This window comes from Streptomyces sp. NPDC048643 (assembly GCF_040650615.1).
GTDB lineage: Bacteria > Actinomycetota > Actinomycetes > Streptomycetales > Streptomycetaceae > Streptomyces.
On sequence record NZ_JBEZHO010000018.1, the window covers coordinates 76,205 to 100,350 of the forward strand.

At 72.4% G+C, this 24,146-nt stretch carries 22 protein-coding genes, 5 tRNA genes and 1 pseudogene; 9 read left to right on the plus strand and 19 right to left on the minus strand.

Annotation, left to right across the window (positions count from 1 at the left end; all coding sequences use genetic code 11):
* Positions 1–66: 66 nt before the first annotated feature.
* The 3 genes from AB0C62_RS19810 to AB0C62_RS19820 form a co-directional block, all read right to left on the minus strand.
* Positions 67–891, minus strand: coding sequence for a GNAT family N-acetyltransferase (locus AB0C62_RS19810; protein WP_362974819.1), 825 nt, complete (start codon positions 889–891; stop codon positions 67–69).
* Positions 892–971: 80 nt separating this feature from the next.
* The gene (locus tag AB0C62_RS19815) at positions 972–1,793 is read right to left on the minus strand and encodes an aminodeoxychorismate lyase (protein WP_362974821.1); all 822 of its coding nucleotides are present in this window, start codon (positions 1,791–1,793) and stop codon (positions 972–974) included.
* A gap of 83 nt (positions 1,794–1,876) precedes the next feature.
* On the minus strand, positions 1,877–2,923 hold the full coding sequence (locus AB0C62_RS19820) for a chorismate-binding protein (RefSeq protein WP_362974823.1): 1,047 nt from the start codon (positions 2,921–2,923) through the stop codon (positions 1,877–1,879).
* Positions 2,924–3,079: 156 nt separating this feature from the next.
* On the opposite strand from AB0C62_RS19820, the gene AB0C62_RS19825 reads away from it, so the two are divergent.
* The 5 genes from AB0C62_RS19825 to AB0C62_RS19845 all read left to right on the plus strand — a co-directional run bounded on the left by AB0C62_RS19825 (position 3,080) and on the right by AB0C62_RS19845 (position 3,545).
* Positions 3,080–3,152 (plus strand) — tRNA-Gly (locus tag AB0C62_RS19825).
* 39 nt (positions 3,153–3,191) lie between these two features.
* A tRNA-Cys gene (locus tag AB0C62_RS19830) sits at positions 3,192–3,265 on the plus strand.
* 1 nt (position 3,266) lies between these two features.
* Positions 3,267–3,338, plus strand: a tRNA-Val gene (locus AB0C62_RS19835).
* Between the two features lie 19 nt (positions 3,339–3,357).
* Positions 3,358–3,429: transfer RNA gene (locus AB0C62_RS19840), tRNA-Val, on the plus strand.
* A gap of 41 nt (positions 3,430–3,470) precedes the next feature.
* A tRNA-Val gene (locus tag AB0C62_RS19845) sits at positions 3,471–3,545 on the plus strand.
* A 117-nt stretch (positions 3,546–3,662) separates the two neighbouring features.
* Here AB0C62_RS19845 and AB0C62_RS19850 read toward each other — a convergent pair.
* From AB0C62_RS19850 to AB0C62_RS19865, 4 genes are all read right to left on the minus strand, one after another.
* On the minus strand, positions 3,663–3,965 hold the full coding sequence (locus AB0C62_RS19850) for a zf-TFIIB domain-containing protein (RefSeq protein ID WP_362974825.1): 303 nt from the start codon (positions 3,963–3,965) through the stop codon (positions 3,663–3,665).
* A 74-nt stretch (positions 3,966–4,039) separates the two neighbouring features.
* Positions 4,040–4,981: an aminoglycoside phosphotransferase family protein gene (locus AB0C62_RS19855; protein ID WP_362974827.1), complete on the minus strand. Its 942-nt coding sequence runs from the start codon at positions 4,979–4,981 to the stop codon at positions 4,040–4,042.
* Positions 4,982–5,234: 253 nt separating this feature from the next.
* The gene (locus AB0C62_RS19860; protein WP_362974829.1) at positions 5,235–5,444 is read right to left on the minus strand and encodes a hypothetical protein; all 210 of its coding nucleotides are present in this window, start codon (positions 5,442–5,444) and stop codon (positions 5,235–5,237) included.
* Between the two features lie 241 nt (positions 5,445–5,685).
* Positions 5,686–5,919, minus strand: coding sequence for a hypothetical protein (locus AB0C62_RS19865; protein WP_081223398.1), 234 nt, complete (start codon positions 5,917–5,919; stop codon positions 5,686–5,688).
* Between the two features lie 196 nt (positions 5,920–6,115).
* On the opposite strand from AB0C62_RS19865, the gene AB0C62_RS19870 reads away from it, so the two are divergent.
* Complete coding sequence (locus AB0C62_RS19870) at positions 6,116–7,432, plus strand: serine/threonine-protein kinase (protein ID WP_362974936.1); 1,317 nt, start codon at positions 6,116–6,118, stop codon at positions 7,430–7,432.
* Positions 7,433–7,454: 22 nt separating this feature from the next.
* Here AB0C62_RS19870 and AB0C62_RS19875 read toward each other — a convergent pair whose 3' ends face one another.
* From AB0C62_RS19875 to AB0C62_RS19915, 9 genes and pseudogenes are all read right to left on the minus strand, one after another.
* Complete coding sequence (locus AB0C62_RS19875; RefSeq protein ID WP_362974831.1) at positions 7,455–8,273, minus strand: RNA methyltransferase; 819 nt, start codon at positions 8,271–8,273, stop codon at positions 7,455–7,457.
* A gap of 63 nt (positions 8,274–8,336) precedes the next feature.
* Positions 8,337–9,569, minus strand: a complete 1,233-nt coding sequence (cobA, locus tag AB0C62_RS19880) for a uroporphyrinogen-III C-methyltransferase (RefSeq protein WP_362974833.1) — start codon at positions 9,567–9,569, stop codon at positions 8,337–8,339.
* 154 nt (positions 9,570–9,723) lie between these two features.
* Entirely contained in the window at positions 9,724–13,422 is a 3,699-nt protein-coding gene (gene cobT, locus AB0C62_RS19885) for a nicotinate-nucleotide--dimethylbenzimidazole phosphoribosyltransferase (protein WP_362974835.1), read from the minus strand.
* Between the two features lie 345 nt (positions 13,423–13,767).
* Entirely contained in the window at positions 13,768–14,979 is a 1,212-nt protein-coding gene (gene cbiE, locus AB0C62_RS19890; protein ID WP_362974837.1) for a precorrin-6y C5,15-methyltransferase (decarboxylating) subunit CbiE, read from the minus strand.
* A 172-nt stretch (positions 14,980–15,151) separates the two neighbouring features.
* Positions 15,152–15,790, minus strand: a complete 639-nt coding sequence (locus tag AB0C62_RS19895; RefSeq protein ID WP_362974839.1) for a GNAT family N-acetyltransferase — start codon at positions 15,788–15,790, stop codon at positions 15,152–15,154.
* Positions 15,791–15,973: 183 nt separating this feature from the next.
* On the minus strand, positions 15,974–16,810 hold the full coding sequence (locus AB0C62_RS19900; RefSeq protein WP_356177109.1) for a MetQ/NlpA family ABC transporter substrate-binding protein: 837 nt from the start codon (positions 16,808–16,810) through the stop codon (positions 15,974–15,976).
* A gap of 101 nt (positions 16,811–16,911) precedes the next feature.
* Complete coding sequence (locus AB0C62_RS19905) at positions 16,912–17,649, minus strand: methionine ABC transporter permease (protein ID WP_362974841.1); 738 nt, start codon at positions 17,647–17,649, stop codon at positions 16,912–16,914.
* Positions 17,646–18,689, minus strand: a complete 1,044-nt coding sequence (locus AB0C62_RS19910; protein ID WP_362974843.1) for an ATP-binding cassette domain-containing protein — start codon at positions 18,687–18,689, stop codon at positions 17,646–17,648. Before AB0C62_RS19910 ends, AB0C62_RS19905 begins: the two co-directional genes overlap by 4 nt.
* Before the next feature lie 370 nt (positions 18,690–19,059).
* Positions 19,060–19,706: pseudogene (locus tag AB0C62_RS19915) on the minus strand (HAD family hydrolase).
* Positions 19,707–19,775: 69 nt separating this feature from the next.
* On the opposite strand from AB0C62_RS19915, the gene AB0C62_RS19920 reads away from it, so the two are divergent.
* Entirely contained in the window at positions 19,776–20,135 is a 360-nt protein-coding gene (locus AB0C62_RS19920; RefSeq protein WP_362974844.1) for a hypothetical protein, read from the plus strand.
* A gap of 1 nt (position 20,136) precedes the next feature.
* The gene (locus AB0C62_RS19925; RefSeq protein ID WP_362974846.1) at positions 20,137–20,613 is read left to right on the plus strand and encodes a hypothetical protein; all 477 of its coding nucleotides are present in this window, start codon (positions 20,137–20,139) and stop codon (positions 20,611–20,613) included.
* A gap of 66 nt (positions 20,614–20,679) precedes the next feature.
* Here AB0C62_RS19925 and AB0C62_RS19930 read toward each other — a convergent pair whose 3' ends face one another.
* The 3 genes from AB0C62_RS19930 to AB0C62_RS19940 all read right to left on the minus strand — a co-directional run bounded on the left by AB0C62_RS19930 (position 20,680) and on the right by AB0C62_RS19940 (position 23,024).
* On the minus strand, positions 20,680–21,183 hold the full coding sequence (locus tag AB0C62_RS19930; protein WP_362974848.1) for a GNAT family N-acetyltransferase: 504 nt from the start codon (positions 21,181–21,183) through the stop codon (positions 20,680–20,682).
* Positions 21,184–21,240: 57 nt separating this feature from the next.
* Complete coding sequence (locus AB0C62_RS19935) at positions 21,241–21,735, minus strand: sigma-70 family RNA polymerase sigma factor (protein WP_081223411.1); 495 nt, start codon at positions 21,733–21,735, stop codon at positions 21,241–21,243.
* 125 nt (positions 21,736–21,860) lie between these two features.
* Positions 21,861–23,024, minus strand: coding sequence for a glycerophosphodiester phosphodiesterase (locus AB0C62_RS19940; protein ID WP_362974850.1), 1,164 nt, complete (start codon positions 23,022–23,024; stop codon positions 21,861–21,863).
* Positions 23,025–23,352: 328 nt separating this feature from the next.
* On the opposite strand from AB0C62_RS19940, the gene AB0C62_RS19945 reads away from it, so the two are divergent.
* On the plus strand, positions 23,353–24,105 hold the full coding sequence (locus tag AB0C62_RS19945) for a lysophospholipid acyltransferase family protein (RefSeq protein WP_362974852.1): 753 nt from the start codon (positions 23,353–23,355) through the stop codon (positions 24,103–24,105).
* Positions 24,106–24,146: the final 41 nt, after the last annotated feature.

A 24,146-nucleotide genomic window follows, 5' to 3' on the forward strand; every position in this document is an offset into this window, starting at 1 on the left:
CCGAAGGCTGGTTGGCGGGCGGGCCCATGTCCGGACGGTCCTCGTGGCCGGCTGCCGCCCGGTCGGCTACAGCAGGTCCTTGTAGAGGTGGCACTGCGTCGTCACGTAGCCGAGGGACTCGTAGAGCCGTTCGGCGGGGAGGTTGCCCGCGAAGACGTTGAGCGCGAGGCGACGGAATCCGGCGGCGGTCGCCTGCGCCTCGGCGAGCAGCATGAGCGTCCGGCCGTGGCCGTGACCGCGGTGGTCCTCACGGACCGCGACGTCGTAGACGAAGGCGCGCTCGTCCCGGTGGCCCAGCCACAGTTCGCCCACCGGGACACCCTCGTGCTCCAGCACGGTCAGTCGCGCGCCGGCGGTGTCCGGACCCTGCGGCAGCGCGCTGCCGAAGTCGCGGTCCGCCTTCGCGCGCGCCTCGCTCTCGGGCAGGCCCCGTTTCACCCAGTCCTCCGCGTACTCCTTGCGGCCGGTCCGGTCCCAGATCTCGTACTCTGCGCGGGTCATCGGCCGGGCGACGCCGCCGGGCGGCAGGGCGGGGAGGCTGCCGTCGAGGGCCTTGTCCATGGCACGGTTGCGGAGGACGTACCCGAGTGCCCGCGTCAGACCGAGCGCCCGGGGGGCGTCGCCGGGGACGGTCACCTCGATCTGCCGGCAGCCCCAGCCACGTGCCACCTCCTCGGCGGCCAGCGCGGCCACGGTGCCCCGGCCGCGGCCCCGGTCGGGTTCCTCGATGCGAAGATCGTGGATCTTGACGAAGGCCGGCCCGAGTTCGGGGCTCGTCGCGAGGTGCACCGCACCGACCGGGCGACTGTTCACGCACACCTGGTAGCGGCGTGAACGCGTCCCGTCGTCGGCGAGCTGAAGCGGCTCGGTCGGCCGCAGGGTGGTGGTCATCAGAGGAGTTCTACCCCCTGCGGCGTGCGAGGTCAGCCGAATCACCCCACGATCGGGGGCGGATGGCCGCCGCGGACCGGTCAGGGATCGAGGTCGTCGCCGGCGCGCTCATCGAAGACCCGCATCGCCTTGGCGGTCACCGCACCCGGCGCGCCCGGCAGTTCACGGCCGTCGACCCGGTGCACGGCCTGCACGTCGCGCAGCGTGGACGTGAGGAACACCTCGTCGGCACGCTCCAGGACGTCCAGCGGAAGGTCGGTCTCCCGGGCGCCGGTCCACTCGACGGCGAGGGCACGGGTGATGCCGGCGAGACAGCCGGAGGCGACGGGCGGGGTGTGGATCTCGCCGTCGAGCACGACGAAGACGTTCGACCCGGTGCCCTCGCAGAGTTGGCCCACCGTGTTGGCGAACAACGCCTCGGACGCGCCGTGTTCACGCGCGCGGGCCAGGGCGACGACGTTCTCGGCGTACGAGGTGGTCTTGAGGCCGGTCAGGGCGCCGCGTTCGTTGCGGGTCCAGGGGACGGTGACGACGGCGGTCGAGTCGGGCCGCCGGTCGGAGGCGCCGAGCGCGACGACGAGCGTCGGCCCCTGGTCGCCGCGGTCGGAGCCGAGCGGGCCGTGCCCGCCGGTGTAGGTGATGCGCAGCCGGCCGAGCGGCATCGGGTTGGCGTCCATGACCGCGGCGCAGGCGCGGCGCACCTCGTCGGCGTCGGGTTCGGGCAGCCCGAGGCCGCGCGCGGAGCGGGCCAGCCGGTCGAGGTGACGGGTCAGCGCGAACGGCCGGCCGTCGACGGCCTTCACGGTCTCGAAGATGCCGTCACCCACGGTCAGTCCGTGGTCGAAGACGGAGACGCGGGCGGTGTCGATGTCCTGCAGCCCGCCGTCGAGCCAAAGCTTCACTGTTACCTCGCATGAGAGTGCCGGACGCGTCGTCCGGCGTGGCGTCGTCGCCCCGGTGGTGTGTGCGGTGCCCCGGGCCCGGCTCAGGGGGTGGGAGTCCCGTCACCCGCCTCGTACTCTCCCGACGCTACCGCGAGCAGCCGGGACGCCTTCAGTTCGGTCTCCCGCCACTCCCCCTCGGGGTCGGAGCCCCAGGTGATGCCCGCCCCCGTGCCGAAGCGCAGGACCGCGTCGGCGCGGTCGATCCAGAAGGTGCGGATGCCCACGGCCAGCTCGCCGGTGCCGCGGTCGGCGTCGACCCAGCCGATGCCCCCGCAGTACGGGCCGCGTGGCACGGTCTCCAGGGTGTCGATGATCCGCAGGGCGCTGGACTTCGGCGCTCCGGTGACGGAGCCGGGCGGGAAGGCGGCGCCGAGGATCTCCGGCCAGCCGGCGTCCGCGCGCAGCTCGCCGTGGACGGTGGACACGAGGTGCACGAGTCCCGGGTGCTTCTCGACGACGCACAGGTCCGGCACGGTCACGCTGCCGGGGACGCAGACCCGGCCGATGTCGTTGCGGACGAGGTCCACGATCATGACGTTCTCGGCGTAGTCCTTCTCCAGGAGGTCCGCCTCGGTGCGTCCGGTGCCCTTGATCGGCCCCGACTCGACCACGCGGCCCGCGCGGCGCAGGAAGAGTTCGGGAGAGGCCGTGGCTATCTCGACGCCGTGGGCGGGCAGCCGGATCGTTCCCGCATAGGGGGCCGGGTTGCCGCGGGCCAGCAGAGCGGTCAGCGCGTCCACGTCCGCGTCGGGCGGGACGGGCGCGGACAGGACCCGGCAGAGGTTCGCCTGATAGACCTCGCCGGCGGCGATGTGCTCGCGGATCCGGCGGACGCCCGCGGTGTACGCGGCGCGGTCGAGGGACGACGTCCAGTCACCGGCCGCGGGTCCGTGCCACCGGCCCGGCACCGGCGCGGGCACCGGTTCCCGGCGTACGTCACGGAAGCGGGCGCAGGTCAGGCGCCCCTCGAAGTCGGCCGCGACGGCCCAGAAACCGGCCGAGTCCAGAGCGGCGGGATCGCTGGTGACGTCGAGGAGACCGGTCGCGACGAGACCGCCGAAGCGGGCGAGAGGAGGGAGCTCGAGCACGCAGCCGAGTCTAGAGCGGGTGTCCTGCGGGTGCCCTGACCATGTCCTTGGGCGGACAGAGCGCAGCACGCTGCACAAACGCGTTTTTGTGCTGGCCCGGGAATCCGCTAGAGTTCAACTCGTCGCCGGGCCGCGCAAGCGGAACGGAAACGACAAGCGGACGTAGCTCAGTTGGTAGAGCGCAACCTTGCCAAGGTTGAGGTCGCCAGTTCGAACCTGGTCGTCCGCTCGCAGGAAGTGGGGGATCTTCCCGAACCCCCGCACTCCTGGTGGAGTGGCCGAGAGGCGAGGCAACGGCCTGCAAAGCCGTCTACACGGGTTCAAATCCCGTCTCCACCTCCAAGGACGATTAGCTCAGCGGGAGAGCGCTTCCCTGACACGGAAGAGGTCACTGGTTCAATCCCAGTATCGTCCACTGGTCCGCAAGGATCCCCGCGCGATTAGCTCAGCGGGAGAGCGCTTCCCTGACACGGAAGAGGTCACTGGTTCAATCCCAGTATCGCGCACGCACTATCAGCAGCAAGCGTGGCTCCTGGCCGCGTGACCTGCGCGATTAGCTCAGCGGGAGAGCGCTTCCCTGACACGGAAGAGGTCACTGGTTCAATCCCAGTATCGCGCACCACCCGAAGCCCCCGACCGTCTCGTACGGTCGGGGGCTTCGTCGTGCTCCGGCCGTGACGGCACGCCGGCGCTCGGACGGCGAAGGGCCCCTCCGGGAACGGAGGGGCCCTTCGGTCGTTCAGGACGAGAAGAGCATGTGGCCGAAGCTCTTGTGGCGGTGGTGGCCGCCGTGCCCGCCGTAGTGGCCACCGCCGTGGCCCCCGTGCTGCGGGGCTCCCCACGCGGGCGCGGGGGTGGACGGGTACGCCTGCGGGGCACCCTGGGGCGGCGGCGCGGGCTGCGACCACTGCGACTCCACGCGCGTCAGCGCCTCCAGCTCGCCGTAGTCGAGAAATATCCCGCGGCAGCCGCTGCACTGCTCGATCTGGACGCCATTGCGGTTGTACGTGTGCATCGGCGCATGGCATTTCGGACACTGCATGCTCGGCTCAACTCCTCGCCGTTCGGTACTGCTTCCGCCAGGACAGACACTGCCCGGCTTCGGTCGGTTGCACCCTACGTCGCGAAACCTTGACCCAACTCGGGTGGTTCGCCACTCATTCGGTCACAGGCGTCGACGACGGCCTGCTGCACCTCGTCCAACGGCCGGTCCGCCGCTGCGGACTTGGCGACGGCCAGGGCCGCCGTCTGCACGGTGAGGGCACGGGCGGCGACGTCCAAGGCGGGCCAGGGATCGCCCTCGGCGGGGACGGCCGGCCCGCCCGCGCCCTGGTACGCGGTCAGGAAGCGGAGCCACTCGTCGGGCGGGAGCAGCCCGCAGGCGTACCAGGCGGCCGGTCGGGCCAGGTCCCAGGTGGGGTCACCGGCACCGAGGTCGTCGACGTCGATGAGCAGCCAGGGACCGTCCGGCGCGGGATGGCGGACGAGCTGCCCGAGGTGCAGGTCGCCGTGGCAGAGCGTCGTGGCGGACATCGGGGCCCGCGCCCGGGCCCAGTCGGGCAGGTGGGCCCAGGCCCGCAGCACGGGAGCGGAGCCGGGGTGCGGGCCGGCCGCGCGCAGGCGGGCGATCGCGCGGGCGGCCTTGAGCGGCCCTCGCATGGGCGGCAGGCCGACGGGGACGGGCGCCCGGTGCAGCCGGGCCAGCAGGGTCGCGGCCGCCTCCCAGGGGGCCGCGTCGGGGGCGTCCGGGTCGACGGGGCTGCCGTACGGCCAGAGGGTCACCTGGCGGCCGAGGAGGTCGTCGGGGGTGCTGTGCAGCGGCGGCAGGAGGACGCCGGGGAGGTCCGCGGCCGCGGACAGGCGGCGGGCGAGCGCCGCGGGGTCGGTGTCCGGGGCGTGGGCCTTGGCGACGGTGCCGCCGTGCCGGACCACGGTGCCGTCGTCCCGGTCCGCGAGCAGCGCGTCCTCGGCGGCACAGGAGCAGTCCATGTCCGTCGCGGGGTGGGCCGCGTGCCGGGCGCTGGCGGTGAGCGCGGGCAGCAGGGTGTCTGCGGTCACGGGTCCCCCTGAGGTAGTACGACGTCTGCCGGTGAGCGTACGCAGGCGGGGGGCGGTGACAGGGCCCGGCCCGCGTCTCGTGGCACCCTGCCCGGGGTCACCGGGCGCCACGTGTGCGGCGGGAATGAAGAATGCCCGCGCAGCTCCCCAGCTGCGCGGGCATTCTTCGTGCCGTCCGCCGCACCCCCGTCCCCACGGGGTTTCATGGCCGGATGTCCCCGCCCGGACCGCTCTTCCGGGCCTGGGGCGCCGCTCAGCGCCCCAGCATCACGCCCACGGACGACGCCTGTGTGACCACTGCTTCCCAGCCGCCGAAGACGACCACGAGCAGGGCCGCCAGAGGAAGGACCATCGCTGTCGCCACCAAGGGGTGGCGCTGCCCCTGACGGCGGGTGCCGAACGCCGCGCTGTACGCCCTGCGTCCCTGCGTGCGGAGCGCTGTCCGCGGTGCCGTCTGGGCCATGGTCCCTCTCCTGACCGAGCTTCTGTTGTGGTTGGCAGCGGCGGGTGCTTGACCTCGGGGGACGAGTGCTGCACCCGCCGCTTGACCTCAAATCTAGGGGCGCGGCGAGGACGGGTCGTCATGCCCTCGTACCGATTGCCGGGCCTCCCGGAGGATGAGCGATGACCTGCGGACTACTCCCCTGGGTGGAGACGAGGACCCAGGTCTCAGGGTCTTCCCGGAGGGGGTGTCCGAAGTGCCCCTACTGTTCCGAGCTGTCCTCCCGGGGAACCGGCTGCTCGACGAGCGCCAGTACCCGAGTCGCCATGAAGCGGGCGGTCCGCACCACTGATCCGCTTCGGGTGACTTCGCTCACTTCCACCACCCCTCGGCGCACCGCCGTCTCCACCCGGCGACCCGCCCTGCTCGCCACCACCTCGTACGTACGCGTCGTGTCCCCTGCGTCCACGACTATCTCCACGCGGTCACCCTTCATGGGCTCAATCCCCCTTCTGCGACGGGTGGTTGGGATCACGAGCTCCCCAAAGAGGTCCTGGGCGCAAGCTCCCTGACCACCTTTCAAGTTTCCCACCCGGCACTGACAATCGATCGGAACGAGAGGGCGCGGCCTCTGCGCGCACCCGGCCGCGGAAACGTAAGCTGTGGCTCGTCAAACGGACCGGGCGGCGGGGATGGACATGGCGATGATGCGCCTGAGGCGCGAGGACCCGCGTGTCGTCGGCTCGTTCAGGCTTCACCGACGGCTCGGCGCGGGCGGGATGGGTGTTGTCTACCTGGGCTCCGACCGGCGCGGGCAGCGGGTCGCACTGAAGGTGATCCGGCCGGATCTGGCGGAGGATCAGGAGTTCCGCTCACGGTTCGCCCGCGAGGTCTCGGCGGCTCGACGGATCAGGGGCGGCTGCACGGCGCGGCTCGTCGCCGCGGACCTGGAGGCCGACCGGCCCTGGTTCGCCACGCAGTACGTGCCCGGCCCCTCCCTGCACGACAAGGTGTCGGAGGAAGGGCCCCTGTCGGCCGCCGACGTGGCCGCCGTCGGTGCCGCCCTCTCCGAGGGTCTGGTCGCGGTGCACGAGGCGGGGGTGGTCCACCGTGACCTCAAGCCCTCGAACATCCTGCTGTCCCCGAAGGGGCCGCGGATCATCGACTTCGGCATCGCCTGGGCGACCGGGGCCAGCACGCTCACGCACGTCGGTACGGCCGTCGGCTCACCCGGCTTCCTGGCGCCCGAGCAGGTGCGCGGCGCGGCCGTCACCCCGGCCACCGACGTGTTCGCGCTCGGGGCCACCCTGGCGTACGCCGCGACCCAGGACTCGCCCTTCGGACAGGGCAGTTCCGAGGTCATGCTCTACCGGGTGGTGCACGAGGAGCCCCAGTTGCAGGGGGTGCCGGACGCGCTCGCGCCGCTCGTCCGCGCCTGTCTGGCGAAGGACCCCGAGGAGCGGCCCAGCACACTCCAACTGTCGCTGCGGCTCAAGGAGATCGCGGCACGCGAGGCGCAGGGCATGCCGGACGTACGCCCGCCCGCGCCGCGCAACGACCCGGACCGCCCGTCGGGCCGGCTGGCCGAGCAGTACGCCGAGCAGCGCACCCAGCGGCGCCCGCAGGGCACTCCCCCGCCGCGCACCGGAGGGACGAGCGGCGGATCACGGTCGGGGGCGCGTCCCGCTCCGGCCCGCAACACCGGGCGTTCCGGCAGCAGGCCCGCGCCCCGCAGTGGCGCCGGACGGCCGGGGCCGCGGACGACCGGCACGGGCCGCCGGCCCGCCAATCCGCGGCTGCTGCGCCAGCGCCTCTTCGTCTTCGTCGTGGTGACGCTGCTGGTCGCGCTGGGGATCGCGGTCGCCCAGGGGTGCCAGGGTCCGGCCCGGGGGCTGGACGGCGGGGACCCGCGCAGGGAAGTGCGCCAGGAGCAGCCGTCGTTCACGCCACTGCCCACGGACGACCTCATGGCCGACACGTACCGCGCCGACATGCACCTGGACGACTGAGCGCACGGGCGGCGGGCGGCCGTCAGCTCTCGGGGCGGCCCGTGGCCACGGCGTAGAAGGCGACCGCCGCAGCCGCTCCGACGTTCAGGGAGTCGACGCCGTGGGCCATCGGGATGCGGACCCACTCGTCGGCCGCCATCAGGGCGCGGGTGGACAGACCGTCGCCCTCGGCACCGAGCATCAGCGCGACCCGGTCCATGCGGTGCGGGGCCGCCTCGTCGAGCGACCTGGCCTTCTCGTCCGGGGTGAGGGCGAGCAGGTTGAATCCGGCGTCGCGGACCGAGTCCAGGCTCCTCGGCCAGGCCTCCAGCCGGGCGTACGGGACGGCGAAGACCGCGCCCATCGAGACCTTCACGGAGCGGCGGTAGAGCGGGTCCGCGCAGTCCGGCGAGAGCAGGACGGCGTCCATGCCGAGGGCAGCGGCGGAGCGGAAGATGGCGCCGATGTTGGTGTGGTCGTTGACCGACTCCATGACGACCACCCGGCGCGCGGTGCGCAGGAGTTCGTCCGAGGTCGGGAGCGGCTTGCGCTGCATCGAGGCGAGGGCTCCACGGTGCACGTGGTAGCCGGTGACCTGCTCGGCGAGCTCCGGGCTGACCGCGTAGACGGGCGCCGGGAGTTCGTCGATGACGTCGCGCATGACGTCGACCCACTTGGCCGACAGGAGCATGGAGCGCATCTCGTACCCGGCGTCCTTGGCACGTCTGATGACCTTCTCGCCCTCGGCGATGAACAGGCCCTCCGCGGGTTCGCGCTTGCGGCGCAGTTCCACGTCGGTCAGGCCCGTGTAGTCGCTCAGACGCGGGTCGTCGGGGTTGTCGACGGTGATGAGATCGGCCACAGGGTGATACTGCCTTGTCCTGGGTGTGGTGCCAACGGCTGGGAACGGGTTGGTTACCCGTGGTTACTTCAGGGTTCCGGGGCCCGCGTTCACGACCTCGCCGATGACGATGACCGCGGGCGGGCGGACGTCCTCGGTGCGGACGGTCTCGGCGACGGTGGCCAGGGTGGCGTCGACGCGGCGCTGGGCGGCGGTCGTGCCCTCCTGGACGAGGGCGACGGGGGTGTCGGCCGGCTTGCCGTGCGCCACGAGGGTGTCGGCGATCCTGCCGATCTTGTCGACGCCCATGAGGACGACGAGGGTGCCGCGGAGCCGGGCGAGCGCGGGCCAGTCGACGAGGGAGCGCTCGTCGTCGGGAGCGACATGGCCGCTGACCACGGTGAACTCGTGGGCGACACCTCGGTGGGTGACCGGGATGCCGGCCGCGCCCGGGACGGAGATCGAGCTGGAGATGCCGGGGACGATCGTGCAGGCGATGCCCGCCTCGGCGAGTGCCTGGGCCTCCTCCATGCCGCGGCCGAAGACGAACGGGTCGCCGCCCTTCAGCCGAACCACGGACTTGCCCTGCTTCGCGTGCTCGATGAGCGCGTTGTTGATGGCCTCCTGGGCCATGTACCGGCCGTACGGGATCTTCGCCGCGTCGATCACCTCGACGTGCGGCGGGAGTTCGGCGAGCAGGTCGCGGGGGCCGAGCCGGTCGGCGATGACGACGTCGGCCTCGGCGAGCAGGCGGCGGCCGCGCACCGTGATGAGGTCGGGGTCGCCGGGTCCGCCGCCGACCAGGGCGACACCGGCGGTGCGGGTGCGGTGGTGCGGCGCGACGAGGGTGCCGTCGCGCAGTCCCTCGACCACGGCGTCACGGATCGCGGCGGTGTGGCGGGGGTCGCGGCCCTTGGCGTCCGTGGTCAGGACGGCGACGGTCACGCCCTCGCTGTGGCCGGTGGCCGGGGTCCAGGCGGTCGCCCGGTCGGCGTCGTCCGCGCGGACGCACCAGACCCGGTGGCGCTCCGCCTCGGCGGACGCGGCGACGTTGGCGTCCTCGTCGGTCGTGGCGATCAGCGCGTACCAGGCGTCGGCGAGGTCGCCCTCCTCGTACGCACGCCGGGTCCAGCTGATCTCGCCGGCGTCCGCCATCGCCTCCACCGACGGGGTCGCCCCCGGTGACACGAGGTGGATGTCCGCGCCTGCCGCGATGAGAGCCGGGAGCCGTCGCTGGGCCACCTGACCGCCGCCGAGGACGACGACGCGTCGTCCGGTCAGGCGGAGGCCCACGGGATAGGCGGGGTGTTCGGCCATGGAGGTGCGGCTCCTCGTACGGGCAGGCGGTGCGGACGGGCGCGCTGCGACATCGGAGCTGCCCTGACGTGGGGATCTTAGGTGCGCGTCCAGCGTACGGCGGAGCCGGGTGGCGGCGCGGAACGCCCGCCCACCCGGTCCCCTGCCGGCGGACCTACTTCTCGGTCACCCCGGCCGAGTCGAACGTCGCCACCTCGTGCATGGCGCGGGCCGCGCTCTGCACCACGGGGAGGGCCAGCAGGGCGCCGGTCCCCTCGCCGAGGCGCAGGTCGAGGTCGATCAGCGGGCGCAGACCCAGCTTGTTCAGGGCGGCCACGTGACCGGGCTCGGCGCTGCGGTGGCCCGCGATGCAGGCGGCCAGGACCTCGGGTGCGATCGCGCGGGCCACCAGGGCGGCGGCGCCGGCGCTGACGCCGTCCAGGATCACCGGCGTGCGCAGGGACGCGCCGCCGAGGAGCAGGCCCACCATGGCGGCGTGCTCGAGTCCGCCGACGGCCGCGAGGACGCCGATGGGGTCGGCGGGGTCGGGCTGGTGGAGCTCGACGGCACGACGGACGACCTCGGTCTTGCGGGCCAGGGTCTCGTCGTTGATGCCGGTGCCGCGTCCCGTGACCTCGGAGGGGTCGGCGCCGGTGTAGACGGCGATCAGGGCGGCCGACGCGGTGGTGTTGGCGATGCCCATCTCACCGGTCAGCAGTGCCTTGTTGCCGGCGGCCACCAGGTCGCGGGCCGTCTCGATGCCCACCTCGAGCGCCGCCACGACCTCCTCACGGGTCATGGCCGGGCCGGTCGTCATGTCGGCGGTGCCCGCGCGGACCTTGCGCGGCAGCAGACCGGGGGTGGCCGGCAGGTCGGAGGCGACGCCCACGTCGATGACGCAGACCTCGGCGCCCACCTGGTTGGCGAAGGCGTTGCAGACCGCCCCGCCGCCCAGGAAGTTGGCCACCATCTGACCGGTGACCTCCTGCGGCCAGGGTGTGACGCCCTGCGCGTGCACCCCGTGGTCGCCGGCGAAGATCGCGACGGCGGCCGGCTCGGGGATCGGCGGCGGGCACATCCGGGACAGGCCCGACAGTTGCGCGGAGATGATCTCCAGCATGCCGAGGGCGCCCGCGGGCTTGGTCATCCGCTTCTGGCGTTCCCACGCCTCGCCGAGCGCCTTGGCGTCCAGGGGGCGGATGTTGGAGACGGTCTCGGCGAGCAGGTCGTGCGGCTCCTCGCCGGGCAGCGCTCGACGGCCGTACGTCTCCTCGTGCACGACCCAGGAGAGCGGGCGGCGCTTGGACCAGCCGGCCTGCATCAGCTCGGGCTCGTCGGGGAACTCGTCGACGTACCCGACGCACAGGTAGGCGACGACCTCCAGGTGGTCGGGGAGCCCGAGGGCGCGGACCATCTCGCGCTCGTCGAAGAAGCTGACCCAGCCGACGCCGAGGCCCTCGGCGCGGGCCGCGAGCCACAGGTTCTCGACCGCGAGGGCGGAGGAGTACGGGGCCATCTGCGGCTGGGTGTGCCGGCCCAGGGTGTGCCGGCCGCCGCGGGTCGGGTCGGCGGTGACGACGATGTTCACCGGGGTGTCGAGGATGGCCTCGATCTTCAGTTCCTTGAACTGCTTGGCGCGGCCCTTGGGAAGCGACTTGGCGTAGGCCTCGCGCTGCCGCTGGGCCAGTTCGTGCATGCTGCGCCGGGTGTCGGCGGAGCGGATGACGACGAAGTCCCAGGGCTGGGAGTGGCCGACGGACGGCGCGGTGTGCGCGGCCTCCAGGACCCGCAGCAGCACGTCGTGCGGGATCGGGTCGCTGCGGAAGCCGTTGCGGATGTCACGGCGCTCGCGCATCACGCGCAGCACCGCCTCGCGCTCGGCGTCGTCGTAGCCGGGCGCCGCCGGGCCGCTGGACTCTCGTACGTCTTCCACTGCGGCCGTGCTCTCCTCCTGGTCGGCGACCCGGGTGTCCAGGTCCTCCGCGAGCTGCGCGGCGACGGGTTCCGGCTCCACGTCGAGCGGGCCGGGTTCGGCGGTCGCCCCGGGTGCCGCCTCCGCCTCGCGCGGCGCGGGAACGGCCGCCTGAGCGACCGCCTCGGCGTCCGCGGTCTCGCCGGTCGGCTCCTCCGCTGGGACGGGCTCCGCGACGAGCTCGGGCTCGGGCTCGGGGGCCTGCGGCTGCTCCTCCTCCACCGGAAGCGGCGGCACGACCATGGCGTGCGCCGGGGTCGGCGCCAGGTGCGGTGTGGTCGGCACCTGGCCCTCCACCGGTACGAACTGGCCGAGGGAGTGGTCCGCCGAGGGCTCCGGGGGAACTCCGGCGAATCCGGGGGCAAGCGTCGTGTCCTGGTAGGGCTGCTCGCCGTGCGGGTGGCCCGGCGCCGGGCCGGAGGCGTCCGCGTGCGCGGCCACGCCGACGGGAACGCCGTGCGGGGCGTACAGCGCGGCGTCCTCGGCGAGGGCGACGCCGTCGGGCGCGAAGGCTCCGTCCACGGGCAGGGCGGAGCCGTTCGAGGTGAAGGAGGTGTCGGCGAACGCGGCCGGCTCCGTGAACTGCTGGGCCCGGAAGTCGTCGAGACCGTCGACGGGACGGCCATGGGAGCCGTCGGTGTGCGCGGTGAGGGCGGTCAGCGCGGACTCGGACGCGTCGAACGCGTGCTGGGCGGGAGGCTGCTCGGCGTCCGCCGGGGGGCCCGCCTCCTCGAACGGGGCGGCCGGGTCCGGCAGATGACCGCTCCGCTCGGCGAACTGGGCGGGCTGCGCCTCGTACACGTCCTGCTCGCCGGTCTCCTGCGGGACCTGCGCGGCGACGGGGTCCTCGACCGGGGCCGGGTACGGCGCGGGGGCGAGCGGCTCGGCGTCCGCGTGTGCGGGGGCTTCCGTCGCGTACAGGGAGGGGTCGGTGTCCGTGGGAACCGTCTGCTCGGCCGCCTCGACGGAGTCCGGCGTACCGAGGGTCAGCGGGGTGTCCGGGAACTGCGGGGCGTCGGAGACCTGCGGGGCCGCCACGGCGACCGCCGCGGGCTCGGGCTCGGGGGCGACGCCTTCCGCCTGGGCCTGGGGGAGCCCCTGCGACTCGACGTCCTGAAGATCGGCGTCCTGGAGGTCGACGTCCTGGAGGTCGAAGGCTGCTTCTCCGGTCTGGGGCGCGGGCGCCTGTGCGGTCTCCGGGTCCCGGCCGTGGCCGAAGGGGGCAGCCGCGAACTCCGGCTCCTGCCCGGCGCTCGCGTCGATCGGCGCCTCGGCGCCGGCGGCGGTTGCGGGGGTCACGGCCGGCTCCGGGACGACCGTTTCTGCAGCCGGGGCCTCGGGGCCCGCCTGCGGAACGCCCCAGGGCACGGCGCCCTGCGGCGAGGCGTCCCCCGTGGGCGGCACGTCGAGGTACTCGGGCCCCATGGTCGGCGGCCCCGCGTGCCGCAGCGGGGTGACCGGCGCGGCCATGGAGCCGGTCCGCGAGCCCGCGGGCCCCCGGTCGGCCAGCGAGCGCACCGGGCTGGAGGAGCCGTCGGGCGTGGGCGGGCCGAGGTGCAGCGGGCGCCGCGGCGGCACGGGCTGCGGAGCGGGGACCTGGCCGACCGTGCGGACGGCGCCGAGATCGACCGAGCCGGTGTCGCGTCCGGCCGTCTCGTGCGGGCCGGGCTCGTGAGCGCCCGGCTCGGGGGCGAACGGCATCGGGGCCGGCGGCGGCACCTCGTTGCCCCAGGCGCCCTGGGCGCCGGGGGCACCGGGCAGCAGAAGCAGGTCGTCGTCCTCGGCGGGGCTCACGGAGGGGTCGAGGTAGGTGTACGCGCCCGGCGCGGTGACGCCCGGCTGCTCCACCATGCCTGCGCTCTCCGGCATTCCCTCGCCCGGGACCTGGCCGGTGTCGGTCATGCGTACCCCTCGCCCATCGGTTAGTGCTTCCAAGTCCAGCTCGCCCGGAACGGCGCACCGACCGCCCCGTAGTCAAGAACGAGCGTGCGTGCCCAGCGGCACGAACGACCGGCCAACAAAGACGACAAAGCCATTAACTGGCATTGTCCCGGTCGTTCCGCCCTCGCGGCGGCATGATCCGCGAGCGCCCGCTGTGGACTACGCCACGTTGCGCGTCCTCCGGTTCTGCCGTACCACACACGCCTCAAAACGGGCGGGTTTTCCGGACATTGGCCTACGAAAGGCCGAACCCACGGGAGCGGTACAACGATCGGCCAGCCTACCGCGCGCAGTACGACAACAGGATCACGGGGCGCGATCCGGCAGACGGCCGCTGAGCAGGAACGCGACGCTCCGCTCCTTCTCCGTCCAGGCCCTCGTGTCGAGTTCGACGGACTGGATGAGGGCGCAGTCGACGTCGTAACCGTGTTCGGTCAGGTCGCGGCCGATCAGTTCGGCGGCGTCACGGGTGGACGCGTGCGCGACGATGCGCTGGGGACGGCGGTCGGCGACGGCCGAGACGACCGCCGCTCCCCCGCCGCCGATGCGCACGACGTCCGGTTCGGGCAGGTCTTCGAGGATGTGCGGGGCCGCTCCGTGCACGATCTGCATCTGGACGCCGAAGCGTCGGGCGGCGTGCTCGGTGCGGGCGCAGGAGCCCGGGCTGCGGTCGACCGCTATGACGGCCGCGCCGGTGCGGGCGGCCTCGGTGGCGAACGCCCCGCTGCCGCAGCCGATGTCCCAGACGAGGTCGCCGACGCGCGGTCCCAGGCGGGCGAGTTGGGCGGCCCGCAGCAGATCCGTTTCGCCTTCGCCGAGGGCACCGCCGTACGTCTCGGCGGGCAGCGCCCAGCCGCGCGGCCCGGCGCCGGGCTCACGGCCCGCGATCCAGCCGCCCCCTTCCGCGGTGGCCACGAATCCGCCGATGACGATGACGACGTTGGGGTCGCGCCAGGTGTGGTCGGCCGCCTTGTCCGAGGTCAGCATCGTGACCCGTTCGTCGGACGTGCCGAGTTCCTCACAGATGACGAAGGTGCGGTGCACGCCGTCGAGCAGCAGCCCGAGTTCGGCGGGGCCCGCGCCGGGAGAGGTGAGGACGGCGACCTTGGTGTGGGCGCGGCACACGTTCACCGCGCGGCGCAGCGTACGGCCGTGGGCGACGACCACCTGTGCGTCGTCCCAGGGCATCCCGGCGCGGGCGAAGGCGGCGGCCACCGCGGAGACGGCGGGGACGACCTCGACCTCGAGGCCGAACTCGGGAGCGCGCAGGGTGCGGACGACGCCGAAGAACCCCGGATCCCCGTCGGCGAAGACGACGGCGGTGCCGCGGTGGCCGGCGATGCGACGGGCGGCGAGCCCGACGCTGCCGAGGCGGATGCGTTCGGCGCGCTCGGGCACCTCGGGGAGCGCGAGATGATGGGCCGCGCCCGCCACGAGGGTGGCGGCGCCGAGAGCGGAGCGCCCCGCGGCGGTCAGCGGCGAGCCGTCCCAGCCGATCACCGTGACCCGGTCGGCCATCGTCGTCAGTCTCCAGAAGGTCGTCGCGGGTCCTCAGGTGCAGCCCGAGCGGGCTCCGTGAGGGTACCTGGTGTGCCCGGACGGCGCCGTGCCGGTCCGTACGGTGCGACGCGGGGGCTCCCGTACGCCGACGCTTCCGGCGCGCGGACCGCCCTCCCTCCGGCCGCCCCGCTCAGTTCCAGTCGTTGTACGAGGTGTAGCCGCCGGCGTCGGCGTGATGCTCGCCGACGTCCTCCAGGTCCTCGGGCAGCAGGCTCCACACGATGAAGTCGGTGCGCAGGTCGACCCAGGTGCCGTCCTCGGTCCGGGTACGCGCTATGCAGGCGTTGCGCAGCACGCCCTCGCTGATGCAGCCGATCTTCTGGGCGACCTGCTGGGAGGCGGTGTTGTCGGCGGCCGTACGCAGTTCGAGGCGTTCGAACTTCTGGTCCCCGAAGAGCCATCGGGCGGTGGCGAGCGCCGCTTCGGAGGCGTAGCCCTCACCGCGCGCCCAGGGGGCGATGATGTAGGAGAGCTCGGTGGAGCGGACCCGCCAGTTCGTCTTGCCGAGCTGGATGACCCCGACCAGGCGCTGGGTGAGGAACTCGGTGACGGCGAGGTCGAGTCCACGCCCTTCCGCGCGTTCGGTGGGCGCGTAGTCGGTGATCCAGTGGCGGGCGCCGTCCTCGGAGAACGGCTGGGGGATCGACGTCCAGGCCGCCACCATCTCGTCGTTCATCATCTCGGCCAGCGGAGCGACGTCGTCCTCGTCGAGCGCACGCAGGACCAACCGCTCCGTGCTGATGGAGATGTCGGGGAAGGTGCTCGTCATACGACGCTCCGTAACCGTCGGGGACTTCGGACCTGATGTACCGCCAGGTCCGCTGAACTGCCCAGCATGCAGCATGAAACCACCGAACCGCACAACGGGGTCCACTCCGGGTAATGGAGTGGACCCCGTGCGGTGACCGGGAGGACCGTGCGGCCCCGCGGTCGGTGAACTGCCGCTTCGCGCCTACTTGAAGGAGGGGATGACGGAGCCGGCGTACTTGTCCTCTATGAACTTCTTGACCTCGGGCGAGGTGAGGAGCTTCGCGAGCTTCTTCACGCGCGGGTCGTTCTCGTTGCCCTTCTTGACGGCGAGGAAGTTGCCGTAGGGGTTGTTCGTCGCGGACTCCAGGACGAGGGCGTCCTTGGCGGGCTTGAGACCGGCGGAGATGGCGTAGTTGCCGTTGATCACCGCGGCGTCCACGTCGTCGAGGGAGCGCGGGGTCTGAGCCGCCTCGACCTCCTTGAACTTCAGGTTCTTCGGGTTCTTGGAGATGTCCTGCGGGGTCGCCTCGTTGCCGACGCCGTCCTTGAGGGTGATGAGCCCCTTGGAGGCGAGCAGCTTCAGGGCACGCGCCTCGTTCACCGCGTCGTTGGGGACGGCGACGGTCGCACCGCTCTTCAGGGCGTCGGAGCTCTTCACCTTGTGGGAGTAGAGGCCGAGCGGCTCCAGGTGCACCGTGACGACGGGCACGATGTGGGTGCCGCGCTTCTTGTTGAAGTCGTCCAGGTACGGCTGGTTCTGGAAGTAGTTGGCGTCCACCGAGCCGTCCTCGGTCGCCGTGTTCGGGACGATGTAGTCCTGGAACTCCTTGACCTCCAGGTCCAGGCCCGCCTTCTTCGCCAGGTTCTTCTTGACGAAGTTCAGGATCTCGGCGTGCGGGACGGGGCTGGCGGCGACGACGAGCGGGCCGCTCTTGTCGGAGGAGGACGCGGAGTCCTTGTCGGAGCCGCAGGCGGAGAGGCCGAGGGTGAGGGCTCCGGCAGCGAGGACAGCGGTGGTGATCTTGGCGGTGTTACGCACGAAAAGTGCCTTTCCTTATGGGTGGTGCCGCCCCGTCATGAGGTGGACGGGGAAACCGAGGGGGGTGGGGTGCCGACGGCCGGAAGACGGGCCGCCGAGTGTCAGGCGACCTTGCCGACGTCCGCGGCGGAGGGCTCCCGGGACTTCAGGAACCGCAGCTTCGGGGCGGCGCCGGACTGGCCGCCGCGGCGGTGCAGTCCACGGGCGGCGTAGTCGCCGGCGAACTGGATGACGGAGATGACGACCGCGAGGATGGCGACCGTGATCCACATCATTTCGGTCTCGAAGCGCTGGTAGCCGTAGCGGATCGCGATGTCGCCGAGGCCGCCCGCGCCGACGGTGCCGGCCATCGCCGAGTAGCCGATGAGGGCGACGATCGTGGTGGTCGCCGAGGAGATCAGCGAGGGCAGCGACTCGGGCACGAGGACCCGGCGGACGACGGTCCAGGTGTTGCCGCCCATCGCCTGCACGGCCTCGACGAGTCCGCCGTCCACCTCGCGGACCGCCGTCTCGACCAGGCGCGCGAAGAACGGGATCGCGCCGACGGCGAGCGGCACGATGGCCGCTTCACGACCGATGGTCGTCCCGGTGATCGTCCGCGTGAAGCTCATCAGCGCAACCATCAGGATGATGAACGGCAGCGAGCGGGCGACGTTCACGACCTGACCGACGATCTTGTTCACGACCACGTTCTGCAGGAGTCCGCCGCGGTCGGTGAGGACGAGCAGGACACCGAGCGGGAGACCGCCGACGATGGCTATGAGCGTGGACCAGCCGACCATGTAGAGCGTGTCCCAACACGCCTGGGACAGCAGGGGCTGCATCTCGGACCAGGTCACTTGGCACCTTCCTTCACCAGCACGGACTCCGGGGCGGCCTGTTCGACGACGTCGATCTGCAGGCCCTGCTCGCGGAGGAAGCCGATGGGTACGACGTTCTCCTCGTAGCCGCCGGGCAGTTCGATGCGCATCCGGCCGACCTGGCGTCCCGCGACGGTGTCCATCGCGGCGCCGAGGATCGAGATGTCGATGTTGTAGGTGCGCGAGAGCTGCGAGATGACCGGCCGGGTCGCGGCCTCACCGACGAAGGTGACGTCGATGACGGTGCGGTCGTCGCCGGACACGTCGCCGCTCACCGGGAACAGCGCGGAGGCCAGCTCGGAGCCGGGCGTCGCGAGGAGTTCGCTGACGGTGCCGGACTCGACGACGCGGCCCCGTTCCATCAGGGCGGCCGAGTCGCAGATCGACTTGACCACGTCCATCTCGTGCGTGATGAGCAGGACGGTCAGGCCCAGCTGGCGGTTCAGGTCGCGCAGCAGCTGGAGGATGGAGCGGGTGGTCTCCGGGTCGAGGGCGCTGGTCGCCTCGTCGGAGAGCAGCACCTTGGGGTCGCCGGCCAGCGCGCGGGCGATGCCGACGCGCTGCTTCTGACCGCCGGAGAGCTGTGCGGGGTAGGCCTTGGCCTTGTCGGAGAGGCCGACCAGGTCGAGCAGTTCGAGCGCCTTGGAGGTCCGCCGCCTGCCCGAGACGCCGAGGATCTCCAGCGGCAGCTCGACGTTGTCCTGGACCGTCCGCGAGGACAGCAGGTTGAAGTGCTGGAAGACCATGCCGATCCGGCTGCGCGCCTGGCGGAGCTCGCGGCCCGCGCGCGGGCCCCGCCCGGCGAGGGCGGTGAGGTCCTGTCCGGCGACGGTGACCGTGCCGGCGGTGGGGCGCTCCAGCAGGTTGACGCAGCGGATGAGGGAGGACTTGCCGGCGCCGGACTGACCGATGACGCCGTACACCTCGCCTTCGCGGACATGCAGATCGACGCCGTCGAGGGCGGTCACTTCACGGCCGCGCGAGCGGTAGACCTTGGTGAGGCCCGTTGTCGTGATCACTGAGGGGTTTCCGTCACTGTCGAGTGCGGGCGTGGGTGTACGCCGGGGCACGGGTGCATGCGGGCGGGAACGCGACACGGGTTCTCGCGATGGCGATGGAACCGGGGGGAGAACAGGTGCGCGGGGCAGCCCGGTCACGTACGCGGTACGGACACAGGGCGCGGCGATCCCGCTTCGGGGCGCGGGATCAGGCGGTGGTGCGGGGGCCCTCTAGAAGGCGCGCATTCGACACATACAGCGAGCACCGGGCGTCATGGTCGCCTCGGTCGCAAGGATGCGGCTGCTCGTCGTGGTCATGGGATGAAGTAAAGCAGACGCCAAGCGGGGAACCGCCACCGCTGTCCGTATAGCGGACAGCGGTGGACACTTTTCAGTCGCGGGTGAAGATCTCGACGCCCCCGTCGCTGACCAGCACCGACAGGGCGGAGAGGTCCTCGACCACGTGGTCGGCGTCCAGCTCGTGGGCCTGGTGCGTTGTGGCCAACGCCACGGTGGTCATCCCGGCGGCGCGGCCCGACTGGAGTCCGGCCGGGGCGTCCTCGAAGACGCGCAACGGGCCGGGTCGACGCCGAGGCGGCGGGCGGCGAGCAGGTAGGGCTCCGGGTCGGGCTTGCCGCGGGTGATGTCGTCGGCGGCGATCAGCGTCTTGGGCAGGACGCCGACCTCGGCGAGGCGGGCCTCGCCGAGCCGTCGGGTGGCCGAGGTGACGACGGCCCAGCGCTCGGCGGGCAGGGCGGCGAGCAGCGCGAGGGTGCCGGGCAGCGGCACGACCCCGCCCGCGACGTCCTCGAGCTCCAGCTGCTCGACCCTGGCGAGGGCCTCGGGGGCGGTCTCGGGAGGAAGCAGGTCGGCGACTATCTCGGCGGCGGGGCGGCCGTGCAGTTCGATGCGGGCGAAGTCCTCGGCGGTGATGCCGTACTCCTGCGCCCAGCGGGTCCAGCAGCGGTTCACCGAGTCCAGGGACGAGACGAGGGTGCCGTCGTTGTCGAACAGGAGGGCGTCAGCGTGGATCTTCATGGCTTCGACCCTACGGGCCACCCCGGGGGCGAGCGCATCGGGCCTTTTGGCCCGTAATAGGGTCGCGGCATGCTTGATGCCCTGACGGTCGCGACGGCCGTCGCCGCGCTCGCGCTCGCCGCCTGGTGCGGCTGGGCCGCCTACCGTGATCAGCCGACGAAGGACTGGCACTTCATCGGCATGGCCGTGGTGTCGCTGCTCGCCGCGGTCCAGCTGGTGGTCGGCGTGGTCCAGCTGGCGCGCGGCGAGAAGCCGGAACAGGGCACGACGATCTTCGTGGCGTATCTGCTCGGCGCCTTCGCGTGCGTCCCCGCCGTGGGATTCATGTCGCTGGCGGAGCGCACCCGCTGGGGTTCGGCCACGGTGGCGGCGGGCGGCATCGTCCTCGCCGTGCTCGAAGTGCGGCTCTATGACATCTGGGGAGGCTGAGATGACGGCCACGGAGGAGAACGCGAGCGTGCCTCGGGACGAGCGGGACGACACGGTGCGCGAGGAGCCTGCGGCGACCGGTCGCATCCGGCTCGTCAGCGGCCCGGGCATGCTGCTGGTCTGGCTGTACGGCGTGATGGTGGTCGGCGCGGTCTCGCGGTCGGCCGTGCAGATCTCCACGGAGTTCGACAAGGCCCCGCTCGCCTACTCGCTGTCCGCGGTCGCCGGTCTCGTCTACGGCTTCATCACGTACTCACTCGTGCGCGGCGGCGAGAAGGCGCGCAGGGCGGCGCTGGTGTGCTGCGCCACCGAGCTCGCGGGGGTGCTGATCGTCGGGACCTGGACGCTGGTGGAGCCGTCCGCCTTCCCCGACGCCACGGTGTGGTCGGACTACGGGATGGGCTATCTCTTCATCCCGGTGCTGCTGCCGCTGTCGGCGATGTACTGGCTGCGCACGGCGCGTACCACCGCCCGCTAGCGACCGCGGCGGCCGCCGGGCCCGACTCCCACCCTTCGGCGGGGTGCAGGCCGACGGCCGCGGCCGTCAGGCGCTGGTGGCGTACGCGACGGTGTCCGCGCCCTTGGCGAGGGTCACCAGGGTCAGCCGCTCGTCGACCTGCTCCCGGGAGACGGGCGCGTAGCCGTGCTTGCGGTACAGGCGCAGGTTGTGTTCGCTGCGGTGGCCGGTGAAGAGCTGGAAGGACGTGGCCGCGCCGTCCGCGCCGAGCCGGCTCTCGATCGCGGCGAGCAGCCGTCCGCCGAGGCCGTGCCGCTGCATGCGCGGGTGCACGATGAGCTTGTTGATCCGGGCCGTCCCGTCGGCGTCGACGGCGCCCCGCACGGAGGCCACCACCTCGTCGCCGAGCCGGGCCACCAGGACCGTGGCGTCCGCGAGTTCCGCCCTGAGCGAGTCGAGCGGCTGCGTGAGCGGCTCGATGCCGTAGTCGCCGTACAGCGCGGCCTCGCTCTGGTAGCAGAGGTACTGCAGCTTCAGGATCTGTTCTGCGTCCTGCTCGGTCGCCGCCGAGATGGTCACGCTCATGCCCATGTGTGCATGCCTCCCGCTCACCTGTTCACCGGTCGTCCCCCACTCCTATCCCCGTCGTCAGTGGGCCGCAACCTCCACCGCGAGCAATCGCCGCAGACATCCCAGGCATCTGGAACGTTCCGGACCCAGACTGCCCTGTGAGATACCCAACTCGCCTGCGATCTCCCGGTACGTGAGGTCTTCCGGGGAGAGCAGCGCGGCCATCAGGCCACGGCAGCGGCGGGGCAGCCGGCGCACGGCCGCGTGCAGTTCACGGCGCCGGTCCGCGGTCATCGCCTGCTGCTCGGGGCCGTGCCGCCGGTCGTCCGCGGGCTCGACGGCGTACGGCTGCTCGGCGCGTGCCGTACGGCGGCTGCGGCGGGCCTCGGAGCGCACCGCGCGGCGCAGCCATCCCGGCGGGTCGGCGGGCGGGCCCGCGGTGTCCAGCCGCTCCAGGAGGCGGAGCCAGACGGCCTGTTCCAGATCGTTCTGCTCGGTGCCGGACGCGTGGGCCTCGGCCGACGCCTCGGCGGCGAGCAGGGGACGGAGCGCGGAAACCATCTCGTGGGTCATGTGCGGCACGACGCGGCCGCCCCGGCAGGAGGTTGCCGGGACGGCCGGTTGTCACCCCATCCGGGGTGACGGGAGCGCCGGTTGACGGCCCGGCGTGCGGTTCGTTGTGCGTCTCGGCCGACGGCTCAGCGGGCGAGGAAGTCCGCGCGGGCCAGCAGCGCCGTGTCGGCGTTGTCGGAGAAGACGCCGTCGATGCCCGTCGCGAAGTACGCCTTGAACGCGCCGAAGGCGTCCCCGTAGGCGGTCGGGTCCGTGCCCTTGCGGAAGTCGGCCGGCAGGAAGGGGTTCTCGTTGCGCATGGTGTACGGGTGCAGGACGAGGCCCACGTGGTGCGCGTCGGCGACGAGCGTGGTCGGCGTGGTGAGCTTGCCGGCCGCGTCCTTGGGGATGACGAGGTCGAGCGTGGGGCCGATGCCCTGCGCGAACGAGGCGATCCACTTCAGGCCCTCGGGCGTGACCAGGTCGGCGACGGTGCGCGGGTCGCCCGTCGTGACGAAGTCCCAGGGGCGGGTGTCCGCGCCGGAGAGCAGCACGGCGAGCGGGTTGCCGACGAGCTTGTTCAGGCGCTGGATGCTGGTCGGTTCGAAGGACTGGAGGATGACCGGAGAGTCCTTCTTGTCCTTGCCGTACCTGCGCAGCAGTTTGGCGACGCGCTCCTCCAGGCCGAGGCCGAGGGCCCGGAAATAGGTCGGGTGCTTGGTCTCGGGGTAGATCCAGACCTGCTTGCCTCGCTTGCGGGTCTGCTCGTCCTGCCAGCGGAGCACCTCCTCGAAGGTGGGGATCTCCCAGCGCCCGTTGTAGAGGGTGTTGTGCGGGCGGTTGGCGGGGATGCGCTCGACGGCCCGCAGCGTCTTCAGCTCGGCGAGGGTGAAGTCCTCGGTGAACCAGCCGGTGGTGGAGACGCCGTCCAGCACCTTGGTGGTCCTGCGCGCGGCGAACTCGGGGTGCGCGGCGACGTCGGTGGTCCCGCCGATCTCCGGTTCGTGGCGGCAGACGAGGTGACCGTCCCTGGTCGGGACGAGGTCGCCCGCCTCGACGACGTCGGCGCCGAGGTCGAGGGCGAGCTGGTACGAGCCGAAGGTGTGTTCCGGCCGGTAGCCGCTGGCGCCGCGGTGACCGATGATCGTCGGCTTGGGCAGGCCGCGGTAGCCGCCGCCTCCGTGGCGCTCGTCGGCGCTCGCCGTGCCGGGCAGTCCGAGGACCGCTCCCCCGGCTCCGAGTACCGCGGCCCCGAGCAGCGTCCGCCGCGCCGCGCCGCGCCCCTGACCGTTCGGCTCCTGCACTCCCATGAGCGTTCCTCTCCCGCCGTCGGTGTCCTGCCTGTCGAGCGGGACGATCGTAGGTGTCCCCGTGTGACGGGAGGGAGGCCTGCGGCGGAACAGTCGATGACCCCGGCGGGCGCCCGACGCGGAATTGACGGTCCGTCCGCTTCGGGTCGTGCGGCGGGGGTACCCGGCGGGGAGAGCGGCGAGCGGGCGGCGAACCATGGCGGGGTCACCCGTTCGCCGGTGCGGCGCGCGATGTCCGTCACATCGTGTCGCCCCGATGTCGGCCGCCCACAGGCGTGCCACCGCAGGTAAACGTACGTCAACACCGCGTATCCAGTCGGTGAACCCGATGTGCAATCACCCGGCAACCGCGAGTATCGTCCTCACCTGCACAGACTCCATACCGAATCCCTTGACACCGGAGGGCCCGTTGTCCCGCTTCGCGCTCATCAAGGCAGCGCTCGGACCGATCATGCGCCTGATGTTCCGTCCTCGGGTGGAGGGCGTGGAGCACATTCCGGGCGACGGTCCGGTGATCCTGGCCGGCAACCACCTCACGTTCATCGACTCGATGATCCTTCCGCTGGTCTGCGACCGGCAGGTGCTGTTCATCGGCAAGGACGAGTACGTCACGGGCAAGGGCTTCAAGGGCCGGCTGATGGCGTGGTTCTTCACCGGCGTCGGCATGATCCCCGTGGACCGGGACGGCGCCAACGGCGGTGTCGCGGCGCTGATGACCGGCCGCCGCATCCTGGAGGAGGGCAAGGTCTTCGGCATCTACCCCGAGGGCACCCGCTCCCCCGACGGCCGGCTGTACCGCGGCCGCACCGGTATCGCCCGCCTCACCCTGATGACCGGGGCCCCGGTCGTGCCGTTCGCGATGATCGGCACCGACAAGCTCCAGCCGGGCGGCGCGGGCATCCCGCGCCCGGGCAAGGTCACCGTCCGCTTCGGCCCCGCCATGGAGTTCTCCCGGTACGAGGGCATGGACCGCGACCGGTACGTGCTGCGCGCCGTGACCGACTCCGTGATGACCGAGGTCATGCGGCTGTCCGGCCAGGAGTACGTGGACATGTACGCAACGAAGGCGAAGGCGGCCTAGCCCCCGCCCGCACGACATCGCACAGGGGGTGGGCCCCGGCC